General features: G+C 69.8%; 10 protein-coding genes. 4 read left to right on the top strand and 6 right to left on the bottom strand.

Going from position 1 to position 12,242, the window contains the following annotated elements:
- Positions 1-34: 34 nt before the first annotated feature.
- The gene (locus ACTHJF_RS03940) at positions 35-847 is read right to left on the bottom strand and encodes a hypothetical protein (RefSeq protein ID WP_440265948.1); all 813 of its coding nucleotides are present in this window, start codon (positions 845-847) and stop codon (positions 35-37) included.
- A gap of 113 nt (positions 848-960) precedes the next feature.
- Here ACTHJF_RS03940 and ACTHJF_RS03935 point away from each other — a divergent pair, with 113 nt between their 5' ends.
- A complete protein-coding gene (locus ACTHJF_RS03935) occupies positions 961-2,469 on the top strand; it encodes an acetyl-CoA hydrolase/transferase family protein (RefSeq protein ID WP_440265947.1) in 1,509 nt (502 codons plus the stop codon).
- A 3-nt stretch (positions 2,470-2,472) separates the two neighbouring features.
- On the opposite strand, the gene ACTHJF_RS03930 is transcribed toward ACTHJF_RS03935, so the two are convergent.
- The 5 genes from ACTHJF_RS03930 to ACTHJF_RS03910 all read right to left on the bottom strand — a co-directional run bounded on the left by ACTHJF_RS03930 (position 2,473) and on the right by ACTHJF_RS03910 (position 9,037).
- Complete coding sequence (locus ACTHJF_RS03930; RefSeq protein WP_440265946.1) at positions 2,473-3,570, bottom strand: acyltransferase family protein; 1,098 nt, start codon at positions 3,568-3,570, stop codon at positions 2,473-2,475.
- A gap of 185 nt (positions 3,571-3,755) precedes the next feature.
- Positions 3,756-4,460: a glutathione S-transferase N-terminal domain-containing protein gene (locus tag ACTHJF_RS03925; RefSeq protein WP_440265945.1), complete on the bottom strand. Its 705-nt coding sequence runs from the start codon at positions 4,458-4,460 to the stop codon at positions 3,756-3,758.
- A 64-nt stretch (positions 4,461-4,524) separates the two neighbouring features.
- The gene (locus ACTHJF_RS03920) at positions 4,525-5,271 is read right to left on the bottom strand and encodes a hypothetical protein (RefSeq protein ID WP_440265944.1); all 747 of its coding nucleotides are present in this window, start codon (positions 5,269-5,271) and stop codon (positions 4,525-4,527) included.
- Positions 5,272-5,675: 404 nt separating this feature from the next.
- Positions 5,676-8,183 (bottom strand): excinuclease ABC subunit A, encoded by a 2,508-nt coding sequence (locus ACTHJF_RS03915; protein ID WP_440265943.1) that lies wholly within the window; start codon positions 8,181-8,183, stop codon positions 5,676-5,678.
- 191 nt (positions 8,184-8,374) lie between these two features.
- Positions 8,375-9,037, bottom strand: a complete 663-nt coding sequence (locus ACTHJF_RS03910) for a hypothetical protein (protein WP_440265942.1) — start codon at positions 9,035-9,037, stop codon at positions 8,375-8,377.
- Positions 9,038-9,360: 323 nt separating this feature from the next.
- On the opposite strand from ACTHJF_RS03910, the gene ACTHJF_RS03905 reads away from it, so the two are divergent.
- From ACTHJF_RS03905 to ACTHJF_RS03895, 3 genes are read left to right on the top strand one after another with little or no spacing between them, the layout of a single operon-like run.
- Positions 9,361-10,494, top strand: a complete 1,134-nt coding sequence (locus ACTHJF_RS03905; protein ID WP_440265941.1) for a Cache 3/Cache 2 fusion domain-containing protein — start codon at positions 9,361-9,363, stop codon at positions 10,492-10,494.
- 46 nt (positions 10,495-10,540) lie between these two features.
- Entirely contained in the window at positions 10,541-11,116 is a 576-nt protein-coding gene (locus tag ACTHJF_RS03900) for a hypothetical protein (protein WP_440265940.1), read from the top strand.
- A gap of 57 nt (positions 11,117-11,173) precedes the next feature.
- Entirely contained in the window at positions 11,174-12,238 is a 1,065-nt protein-coding gene (locus ACTHJF_RS03895) for an NAD(P)H-dependent flavin oxidoreductase (protein WP_440265939.1), read from the top strand.
- The last annotated feature ends 4 nt before the right edge of the window (positions 12,239-12,242 follow it).

Here is a 12,242-nt window from a genome sequence, read left to right as displayed (position 1 = left end):
GCCTCCTGCGGACCGTCGCGGGAGGCGCACCGCCTTACGCCGAACGTCGGAATACCCGACGGAACAGCGCCAGCACCGCCATGCTCGCGGCGCTGAAGCCGCCGAACATCAGTATCTCGAACGGCCACAGGTTGTGCGAGCTGGGATCACGTGCCACGCCCACCACGATGTTGAGCACGGCCCACGCCATCACCGCAGCCGGAATCGCGGCCAGTCCACGCCACAGGCCGCGCCATCGCCACAGCGCCCAGGCCGGGGCGACCAGCCCGATCAGGCCGATGGCGAACATCGCCAGCATGAAGGCGCTGAAGAACGCGATGCTTCCCGCGCTCACCGGCTCGCTCGCCGCCTGCTGCCGCGCGGCCTGTTGCTGCGCCTTGTCGCGCGCACGCAGGCGTTCCACCCATTCGGGCGGCGCCTCGTCCGCCGCCGGCTCGAATCCGCCGGTGAGGTGCACTGGATACGTGGCCACTACGGGCGTGTGGTCCAGGCGGCCGTCCCCGGCGGTGATGCGGATCTCGTCCACCTCGTCGCCCGGCTGCATGAAAAAGAACCAGCCCAGCGCCTCGCCCTCGCCGCTGTAGCGCGTCGACGGGCTGCTGCCGACCTTCGCTGGCTCGCCGTGGAAATACGGCTGGATCCAGATGCCGGCCGGCGTGGGGCTGCGGTAGGCCAAGCGCAGGTAGAAGTTCTGGTTGCGGCCGAGGGTGATGTCGTCACCCTGCGGCCAGGTGTCGGTGACCGACACGGTGACTGGCGAAAGTGTGTCAGTTGCGCTGATGCCGCCGGACGGCAACAGCATGACCAGCATAGTCAGCACCCAGGCGGCCCGGTGATGTGTGCGCATGTATTCCCCCGTTCCCGCTGCTGGCAGCAGTGTAGTGAGCCACAGGCGATCAAGGTCAATGCCGCTGCTGCGGCCGGGCCTAGGATGCCAGCGGCTGCCCCCGGACATCGATCATGAGCTCGCACATCCGCTGCCCCCTCCTCGCCACCCGTCTCGCCAGCGCGGACCACGCCGCCGGCTTCATCCGGCCCGGCATGACCGTGGGCATGAGCGGCTTCACCGGCGCGGGCTACCCCAAGCAGGTGCCGCTGGCGCTGGCCGCGCGCATCGCCGCGGCGCACGAACACGGCGAGCGCTTCGGCATCCGCATGCTCACCGGCGCCTCCACCGCGCCGGAGCTGGACGGCGTGCTGGCGCGCACCGGCGGCATCGACTTCCGCCTGCCCTACCAGTCCGATCCCGAGTTGCGCGAACGCATCAACCGCGGGCAGATCGACTACATGGACATCCATCTCGGCCACGTGGCGCAGTTCGCGCGCTCGGGCTTCTTCGGCAAGATCGACGTGGCGGTGATCGAAGTGGCGGCGATCCTGCCGGACAGCCGGCTCGTGCCCTCCACCTCGGTGGGCAACAACGCCACCTGGCTGGAACTGGCCGACGCGGTGATTCTGGAGGTCAACGTCGACCAGCCGGCCGCGCTCGAGGGCATGCACGACATCGCCAGTTGCCCGCCGCCGCCTCACGGCGTACCGATCCCGTTGACCTCGCCCGGCCAGCGCATCGGCGAGCCCTATCTGCGCGTGACCCCCTCCAAAGTGGTGGCAGTAGTGGAAACGCACGGGCCGGACCGGCTCACCCCGTTCGCCGCGCCCGACGACACCAGCCGACGCATCGCCGGTCATCTGGTGGAGTTCTTCCGCCACGAGGTGGCGCGTGGCCGCCTGCCGGCACATCTGCTGCCGCTGCAGTCGGGCGTAGGCAACATCGCCAACGCGGTGCTGGAGGGGCTGCGCGAAGGCGGCTTCGCGCAGCTCACCGCGTATACCGAGGTGATCCAGGACGCGATGCTCGGGCTGATCCGCGACGGCCTGATCACCATGGCCTCGGCCACCGCGCTGTCGCTGAGCCCGGCGGGTGTGGCGGATTTCGTGGCGCACATCGACCACTACCGCCAGCGCATCGTGCTGCGCCCGCAGGAGATCTCCAACCACGCCGAGCTTATCCGCCGCCTCGGCTGCCTCGCCCTCAACGGCATGGTGGAGGCGGACATCTACGGCAACGTCAACTCCACCCACGTGGCCGGCACGCGCATCATCAACGGCATCGGCGGCTCGGGCGACTTCGCGCGCAACAGCTTCATCGCCTGCTTCATGACGCCCAGCACCGCCAAGGGCAGCGCCATCTCCACCATCGTGCCGATGGTCAGCCACGTCGACCACACCGAGCACGACGTGTCGGTGGTGGTCACCGAACAGGGCCTGGCCGACCTGCGCGGGCTGTCGCCGCGGCAACGCGCGCACGCGATCATCCACCACTGCGCGCACCCGGACTTCCGCCCGCTGCTGCAGGACTACGTCGACCGCGCCTGGTTGCACAGCCAGGCGCTGCACACGCCACACCTGCTGCCCGAGGCGCTGTCCTGGCACCAGCGCCTGCTGGACACCGGCAGCATGCGGCCCTGACGATCAGGCGGCGGCAGGCAGTGCCCTGCTTACCGCCCGCCGATCACGCAGACGCAGGAACGGCCGCTCCACACCCAAGTGAAGCGCGCTGCCCAACGCCAGCGCGGCGGCAGCGTAGACCGCGAAGATCGCCACGCCATGCAGCCGATCGCCCAGGGTGACCTGCACCAGGTGGTAGGCGATCTTGTGGCTGAGGTAGAGGCTGTAGGAGATGCCGGCCAGCCAGGCCGCGCCCGGCACGCGCCAGCGACCGAGTGCGCTGTTCGCCCCCGCGGCTGCGAACACCAGCAGGCCAAGCCCCACCGACAGCAGCGGCCAGCCGATCGCGTTCGCCAGCAGACCGGCGCGGTCGCGAAACAGCACCAGGGCCATGCCGGTGATCCCCAGGCCCCACCACATCGACGCTCGCGCATACCGCTGTGCACGGCTCCACCACGCGGGGCGGAAGGTCTTCATCGCGGCCAGCAGCACGCCGACGAACAGGCCGTCCAGCCGCGCCCAGGTGGGGGAGTACAGATCTTCGATGTACCAGTTGCGATCGGGCTGCAGCGCCGTGTCGTGCCACCACAGCGCGCTGCGCAGGGCGATGCCGCCGAGCACCACCAGCACGGCCGTCACCGCCATCGCGCGACCCGAACGCAGCCGCGCCAGGCCGATCGCCAGCAGCGGGAACAGCAGGTAGAAATGCTCCTCCACGCACAGCGACCAGGCGTGCGAGAACGCCGGCTGGCTGCGGTAGTCGATCAACAGGTTCATGGTGAACGTGGCGAACTGCCACCATGGCGCCATGCCGGGCAGCTCCCGCAGCGCCGGCGCAAACTGGTACAGCGACAGCACCACTGCAAACGCGGGCACGATGCGATACGCCCGACGGCGGTAGAAGTCGCCCAGCGCGAGGCGCTCGCCGCGCGCCAGCGGCGCCAGCACCTGGGAGCCGATGAGGAAGCCGCTGAGCACGAAGAAGATGTCCACACCCACCCAGCCGTAGCGCACCAGGGGATCAAAGTGCGGCCCCATGCCGCCCACCACCCAGGAGTGGAAGGCCATCACCGAAACGATCGCCAGCGCGCGCAGCGTGTCCAGGCCGGGGAGTCGTTGCATGGCGTCCGTTCCGTTGAGGGCAAAGACGCGAGCATGCGGTGCGGTGGCGGGCGAAGCCAGAGTGAATTTGTGGCGGGACGCGGGCGGCGCGGCACCCGCGTGTTTGGCGCTTCATCGACTACCGCGCGTCGGCGCTTCCGCTATCGCACTCGCCGCCCTCCCGCTGGGTCACCCACCGCGCCCGCTCAGTTGCTGGCAGGGATCGCCAGCCCGCGCTGCACCGCCGGCCGAGCCAGCGCGCGATCAAGCCAGGCGGCGACGTGGGCGTAGCGATGGAACTGCACCAGCTCGCGCGCCTCGTAGAAGCCGATCAGGTTGCGCACCCAGCCTACGGTGGCGATGTCGGCGATGGTGTAGTCGTCGCCCATCAGCCAGGTGCGGTCTTCCAGCCGTCCGTCGAGCACGCCGAGCAGACGCTGCGACTCAGTGACGTAACGCTGCAGCGGACGCTTGTCCTCGATCTCGCGGCCGGCGACCTTATGGAAGTAGCCGACCTGGCCGAACATCGGACCGATGGCGGCCATCTGGAAAAACACCCACTGGATCGTCTCCCACCGCCGCGCCGGGTCCACGGGCAGGAACTTGCCGGACTTGTCGGCCAGGTACATCAGGATGGCGCCGGATTCGAACAGCGCCAGCGGCTCGCCGCCGGGGCCGTGGGGATCGATGATCGCGGGGATCTTGCCGTTGGGGTTGAGCGCCAGGAATTCGGGGAGATGGCTCTCGTTCTGCATGATGTCGATGCGGTGCGCCTCGTAGGGCAGCCCGGTTTCCTCCAGCATGATCGACACCTTGACGCCGTTGGGCGTGGTCAGCGAGTACAGCTGGAGGCGGTCGGGATGCTGTGCGGGCCAGCGCTGGGCGATCGGGAACTCGGCGAGTCGGGACATGGTGTCTTCCTGCAGGCAAAAAACAGAGCCTGCCAGAATCGCGGCATCCACGGCGTGACCCGCGCTAAGGGCTTGCCATGCCGCCCGCCCGCTGGCGAGGCAGTACCGTCAGCCATCGCACGGGCTCGCCCACGCTGGCCATGCGCCGCATGTCGCCGGCTGGGTCGAGCGGTGCCGGCAGGCGCATGTCGCGCACCAGGCGCACCCGATCCAGGCCGTGCTGATAGTGCAGGCCGATGCGGCCCACCATGTAGCCCGGGTGCCCATAGTCGTCCGGGCCGAAGGTGTCCGGGCGCGTCGTGACCGTCCCACCGAGCACGCGCCCGACAAAGATCTCGTCCACGGCGTTGGCGCGATAGTGCTGGCGCTGTGGATGGCTGTGGATGTCCACGCCGGTGGCCAGCATGCCCGCAGGACAGGCGTTGGTGACCGGGCTGGCGACGTGGGCACCGACGGTGAGCAGCGTGGTGCCCCATTCGCCGCCGTCGGGCGTGCGGCACAGGTTGCCGATCGCCTCCACGCCATGCTCGCGGGTCCAGCCGCGCAGCACGTAGGCGACGCGCACCGCGAAGCCGTCCATGCCGGTGGGTGTGTCCGGTGCGCGCAGTTCGCCGATCCGATATACGGGCAAGTCGTGCCCGCGCACTCTGGCCAGCGCCACCACGGTGCGATCGTCTGCCGGCGCCTCCCCCCCCACGGCATGTGGCGTAGCTTCGTCGACAAGCCCGGCACGCTGCGCCATGCCGGCGCTGGCCATGACGAGGGCGGCCAAGGCGAAGGCGAATTGAGCGGCCCGAATGTGGCGGGTCATCGGGTGATTTCCTGGCGTGGCCGTAGGGCCGACGCCATCACCCTGAGCTGCAAGATCGCAGGGGAGATGCAGGCTTTGAGGACACGGCGGGGCGCCGCCAGCCCGTGGCATGCGGGCCTCGTGGGGGTTGGAACCTACGCTGCGCATGGCGTCCTCCCGGACTCGCCGCGCAGCCATGGCGCGGCACGCCGTCGGCCATTCCGCCCGCCCGGTCGGGCGGCGTGGAATGCCGAGATGGATCACCCGAAAGCGCGACGGCGAGCGGGTCCCGTGCCGGGCAGACAAGGCTGCGCCCCGGCACGAGGCAGATCCTGGGCAAGCGGTGTTCCGTCAGCGAGCGGTACGCGACGGAGGCCCGGATGGCGCGACGGACCGCGCCGCTGGCGCCGTGAAATCGAGCGGGGTCAGCGCCCCAGATGGCGTGCGGTGACGCCGATGCCCGCCGCAGCCACCTCGGCCGGCACGCCCTGCGCCACGATGCGACCGCCTTCGTCGCCCGCACCGGGGCCCAGATCGATCATCCAGTCGCAGGCGCCGATCACGCGGCCGTCGTGCTCGACCACGATCACGCTGTGGCCGGCCTCGACCAGTCCGTGCAGCTGCGCCATCAGTCGGTCGACGTCGGCCGGGTGCAGGCCGGTGGTGGGTTCGTCCAGCACGTACAGCGTGTGGCCACGCGCCTGCCGCTGCAGCTCGGTGGCGAGCTTGATGCGTTGCGCCTCGCCGCCGGAGAGTTCCGTCGCCGGCTGGCCGAGCCGCAGGTAGCCCAGGCCGACGTCACGCAAGGTGGCAAGCGAGCGCGCCAGCGCCGGCGCGGCGTCGCCGAAGAACACCACCGCGTCGTCCACGGTCAGCGCCAGCACCTCGGCGATGTGGCGGCCGTTCCAACGCACCGCCAGCGTGTCTTTGTTGTAGCGCGTGCCGCGGCAGGTGGGGCACGGCGCATAGACCGAGGGCAGGAACAGCAGGCCGACCGAGACGAAGCCCTCGCCCTCGCAGGTGGCGCATCGCCCCTTGGCCACGTTGAAGGAGAAGCGGCCGGCGTCGAACTTGCGCTTGCGCGCTTCCGGCGTGGCGGCGAACAGCTTGCGCACGTGATCGAACAGGCCGGTGTAGGTGGCCAGGTTGGAGCGCGGCGTGCGGCCGATCGGGCGCTGGTCGACGGTGACCAGCCGGGTGATCGTATCCATGCCTTCGACGATGCGGCCGCCAGCCGGCGCTACACCCTCGCCCAGCAGTTCGTCGCCCTCGTCCTCGCTGGCCGCAGCCACACCCAGTGCGCGGCCCACCAACTCCACCAGCGCCTGGCTCACCAGGCTGGATTTGCCCGCACCGGAGACACCGGTGACGGCGGTCATCGCGCCCAGCGGGAACGCCACGTCCAGCCCGGCGACGTTGTTGCGGGTAACTCCTTCGAAGCGCAGCCAGCCAGACGGTGTGCGTGGCGCATGCACTACCGTCTTCGCCTCAGTAAATACGTAGCGGCGCGTAGCGGAGTCTGCGCACGCAGCGAGCCCGGCCAGCGGCCCCGCGTACAGCACCTCGCCGCCCTGGCTGCCCGCACCGGGGCCGATGTCGACCACCCAGTCCGCCGCGCGGATCACGTCCAGCTCGTGCTCCACCACGAACACCGAATTGCCGCCGGCCTTCAGCCGTGCCAGCGCGCGTAGCAGCGCCTCGGTATCGGCCGGGTGCAGGCCGGCGGAGGGCTCGTCCAGCACGTAGATCACGCCGAACAGCTGCGCCTGCAGCTGCGTGGCCAGGCGCAGCCGCTGCAGCTCGCCCGGCGACAGCGTGGGCGTGCTGCGTTCCAGCGAGAGGTAACCGAGGCCGAGCTCGACCAGGGTGTCGATGCGCGCGCCGACGTCGGCGACGATACGCGCGGCGACCAGCCGCTTTTCCGGATGCCCGTCGTCGCGCGCCACCAGACCGTCCAGCGTGGCACGCAGATGCCGTGCCAGTTCGCGCAGCGGCAGGCCCGAGGCGTGGGCGATGTCGTGTCCGCCGAAGGTGACCGAGAGCGCCTCGGGCCGCAGGCGCCGGCCGTCGCAAGCCGGACACGGGCGCGCCACCAAGTAGCGCGCCACGCGCTGCTTGATCGCTGCGCTCTCGCTCTGCGCGAAGCTGTGCATCACGTAGGCGCACGCGCTCACGTAGGTGCCCTTGTAGTTGCCCGGCTCGCCGCGCGCGTAGGCGGCCTGCGCCACGTCCGGCGCCACGTCGCGGTAGACCGGCACCACCGGCTGCTCGTCGGTGAACAGGATCCAGTCGCGCTGCTCGCGCGGCAGCTCGCGCCACGGCCGGTCCACGTCGTACCCCAGCGTGGTGAGGATGTCGCGGTAGTTCTTGCCCTGCCAGCCCTGCGGCCAGCAGGCGATGGCGCGCTCGCGGATGCTCAGCGACGGGTCGGGCACCATCGACTCCTCGGTGGCGTCGAACACCCGACCTAGGCCATGACAGTCCGGACACGCGCCGGCCGGCGTGTTCGGCGAGAACGCATCCGATTCCAGCAACGCCTTTCCCGGCGGATAGTCGCCGGCGCGCGAGTACAGCATGCGCAGCGCGTTGGAGAGCGTGCTGAGGCTGCCGACGGTGGAACGCGTGCTGGTGCCACCGCGGCTCTGCTGCAGGGCGACCGCCGGCGGCAGGCCGTCGATGCGCTCCACCGCGGGCACGCCGGCCTGCTCGATCAGCCGCCGCGCGTACGGCGCCACCGACTCGAAATAGCGCCGCTGCGCCTCCGCGTAGATCGTGCCGAAAGCCAGCGAGGACTTGCCCGATCCGGACACGCCGGTGAACACCACCAGCGCGTCGCGCGGGATGTCCACGCTGAGGTTCTTCAGGTTGTGCTCGCGCGCGCCACGCACGCGCACGCAGGCGTTGTCGGCCTCGTCCCGGTCGACTCCGCTCACGGCTTTACGCCCAGTGGGAAGCCAGCGGAAAAAGACTCAGCAGAGACGATCGACAACATGCGCAAGACTCGGGTCGTAAAAGGCAGCCGCAACGACTCGTGTCGACGCGGAACCACACAGTCTACGCGGGCGGTGCTGCCACGGCGTGGCATCCGCAGGCGGCACGCTGAGTGCGAAAGATCGGCCGGGCCTCAGCCCGCCGCGTGCATGCGGCGGATGCGCACCGTGGCGCCGCCCTCGAAACGCACCACGAAGGTGGAGCCCTCGTGCGTCTGCTGCACCACCGGCACTGCCTGCGGCGGCCGGGACTCAAGCAGCACGCGGTTGGCCGCGGCCTCCTGCCCGGTCGGGTACAGCGTCATCGGAGGGCTGAGCGGTTCGAACGACTGGAACCACAAGGCACAGGCATCGCAGGCGCGCGCAATCTCGGGCATGCGCTGCAGCCAGATGAAGTACTTGTTTTCGTGCTTGATCCAGATGCGGTTCGGCGCGTGCTGCATCGGCCCGTTGCCATCGCTCATGCCCACCGCGCCATCGACGTTCCACACCCGTACCAGGTGCGCCATGCGGCAGTCCGCGCTGGCGCACTCCTGCACCACCAGGTACTCGTTGTCCGCTAGCCGCAACGGCTGCACGCTGAGGATGTCGTCCTTCACCAGCGCCTCGGCCGGAAACACCACCTGCGGCATGCGCGGGTCGACCCTGAAATTTCCGGAGATCAGGTAGCCGCCATAGCTCCTGGTGTACGGCGCGGTCACCGTCACTCCTGGAAGGGTCGGCCCGGTCTGGGCCTGGGCGACCGCAAGCCCCCCCCAGGCCAGGGCGGCAAGGACAATGCGGGCTGTGCTGGGCATGGTGACTCCTGTCTGCGTCCGTCGACGAACCGACCCTCCATGCACGTTACGCCAAGGGGCATGCACGGGCCAGTGGATGCAACTGCGTCCACCGTCACCGTGGCAGGCCGGCAAGCGTGAGCTACCGCACAGTTCGATACGCAGCCGGTAGCCAGATTGCCATCGAAAAGATGTATAGACGTCCATCCGTAACGTTCATGCGCTAGCTTGACCTGCCCAGCCGACCTGGGGCAGCTGCCTTCGTCGCCGGTACCTGTCCTGCCCGGCGTAACTCGGCAGTCGGACAATCGGTCGTTGCAAGCCAAACATTCAGGGGGAATGTCATGCTTCGTCACTCGCTGCGGGTTCGCCTGCTGCTGCCCGTGCTCGCTCTGGTGCTCGCCTTGGTCGTCGCGGCCACGCTGGTTCTCGCCACCACCGAGGCCAACCGTGTGAGGGCCGAGGCATCCACCGCCATCGACCGGCAGACCAGCGCCCTGCAGAGCCTGTTCTCGGTGACCCGTTCGATCATGCTCGAACGCGTGCACAACGCCATGCGACTGCTGCGCAAGGAGGGCGACGCGATCGGCCAGGCCAGCGTGGGCGGCCAGATCACCGTGCCTGGCCACGATGGTCCGGTGAACGACCTGGTGCTCGGCAAGACGCCGCAGGGCAACCGGTTCGAACTGGTGGACAGCGTCACGGCCACCATGGACGGCACCGCCACGCTGTTCTCCCGCACCGGCGAGCAGTTCGTGCGCGTCTCCACCAACGTCAAGAAGGACGACGGCAGCCGCGCGATCGGCACCATCCTCGATCCCAACGGCCCGGTGATCGCGCAGATCCGCAAGGACGAGAGTTTCTACGGCGTGGTCGACATCCTGGGCAACCCGTACGTCACCGGCTACGAGCCGATCTACCCGGCCGGCGGCTCCAGCGCCATCGGCATCTGGTACGTGGGATACAAGACCGACCTGGAATCGCTCGATCGCGTGATCAGCCAGAGCCGCGTGCTCGACTCGGGCTTCATCGCGCTGTTCGACTCCAAGGGCAAGCTGCGTTTTCACTCCAAGACGGGCGCCACCATCGATCCGGCGATCATGGCGAAGATCGTCGCCACCGCCCCGGCCGATTGGGTGATCACTCGCCAAGACGTGCCGGACTGGGGGTTCACGCTGGTGTCGGCGTACCCCAAGAGCGACGTCAACCACGTGATCGTGCGGCAGTCGATCTGGATCGGCGCGAGTGGCCTGCTGGTGTGCCTGCTGCTGCTGGGCCTGCAGTCGGCGCTGATCTGGAGCCGCGTGCTCAAGCCGGTGCAGCACCTCACCGCGGTGGCCGAGGAGCTGAGCCTGGGCAAGTGGAACCACACGATCGACGAGGTCAACCTCAAGGACGAGATCGGTACGCTGGCGCGGGCGATCGCCCGTCTCTCCAACAGCGTGCGACTGGCGATGGATCGACTGAGCAAGCGCTGAGGCTCACTGTCTCCACGCACGCTCGAACTCACAGAGGCACACCGGCATGGCCAACGAGTTCCGCCCACTGATCGAGATCCTGCGCGATCTCAAGGCGCTTGCGCTGCAGAAGGCATCGGGCTTTTTCTTCGTCGTCACCGAAGACAATCACTCCTGCACGATCCGGCTGCGCAGCGGCCAGATCGAGGACGCAGTGTTCAGCCGCCACCGCAGCGACGAGGCGGTGCAACTGCTGGCCAAGGTGCCGGCCGGCCGGGCGCGCTTCCAGGCCGACCCGGCCGCGGCGGGTGCTGCCCGGGTGTCATTGGGCGAAGCGTCGCTCAGCTGGCTGATGGGCGGCTTCGAAAAGAGTGCCGCGACGGCCGCAGCCACACCGGCGGCGCGCCGCGTGGGCGCCGTCAACGTCAACGCGCAGGGGCTCTCCGAGGAGCAGCGCGCCACCATCGAGCGCATCGCCCTCAACTATCTCGGGCCGATCGCTGGCCTGCTGTGCGACGAGGCACTCGGCGTGCCCGGCAGCATCGACCGCGCGCTGGTGCAGATCGCCTCCAACCTGCCCGCTCGCGACCAGGAAGATCAGTTCCTCGCCGAGGCGCGGGCCGCGCTGGGGTTGCGCGGCTGATCGACCTGCGCGCGTGTAGAGGCGCGACAATAGGGGCCCGTCCCAACGGAGCGCGCCATGACCTCCACCGATACCCGCCTGCCCCGACTGCTCGGCATCGAGCATCCGCTACTGCTGGCGCCGATGGTCGGCGTGGCCGACGAGGCACTGGCCATCGCCGTGGCCCGTGCCGGCGGACTGGGCGCCCTGCCCTGCGCGATGCTGGACGCCGACACGCTGCGCGCGCAGGTGGCGCGTTTTCGGGCGGCGATCGAGGCGCCGCTGAATCTCAATTTCTTCTGCCACGCCGAGCCGGCGCCCGATGCCGCGCGCGACGCGCGCTGGCGTGAGCGACTGGCGCCGTACTACGACGCGCTGGGCCTGCCGCGCGACACCCAGGCCAGCGCGGCGCAGCGGCGTCCGTTCGACGCGGACGTCTGCGCCGTGGTCGAAGCGTTGCGTCCGGCGGTGGTGAGCTTCCACTTCGGCCTGCCCGCATCGACCCTGCTGGATCGAGTCAAGGCCTGCGGCGCGCGCGTGCTGGGCAGCGCCACCACGGTGGCCGAGGCGCGCTGGCTGGCCGGGCACGGCTGCGACGCGATCATCGCCCAGGGCTGGGAGGCCGGCGGCCATCGCGGCTCGTTCCTGGATGCCGATGCGACGACACAGCCGGGGTTGTTCGCGCTGCTGCCGCAGGTGGTCGATGCGGTCGGCGTGCCGGTGATTGCCGCCGGCGGCATCGGCGATGCACGTGGCGTCCGCGCCGCCCTCTCGCTGGGCGCCGTCGGCGTGCAGTTGGGCACCGCGTTCCTGCTCAGCGACGAGGCACGCACGCGCCCGGTCCACCGAGCTGCGCTGCAGTCGCCGCGGGCCGCGCAGACGGCGGTTACCAACCTGTTCTCCGGCCGGCCCGCCCGCGGCATCGTCAATCGGCTGATGCACGAACTGGGGCCGATGTCGGACGACGTGCCCGCCTTCCCCACCGCCGGCACCGCACTGGCCCCGCTGCGCGCCCGCACCGAGCCGCAGGGCAGCGACGACTTCGTCAATCTGTGGGCCGGCGAGGCAGCGCCACTGGTGCGCAGCGGACCGGCCGAAGCGATCGCCCGTGCGCTGATCGACGCGGCTTTCCGCGCCTCCTGACGAC

The organism is Dyella sp., assembly GCF_051962475.1.
In the GTDB taxonomy this organism is placed as follows: domain Bacteria; phylum Pseudomonadota; class Gammaproteobacteria; order Xanthomonadales; family Rhodanobacteraceae; genus Dyella_A.
The sequence above is the reverse complement of the archived record's forward strand: the minus strand, read 5'-3'. Positions and strand labels throughout refer to the sequence as shown.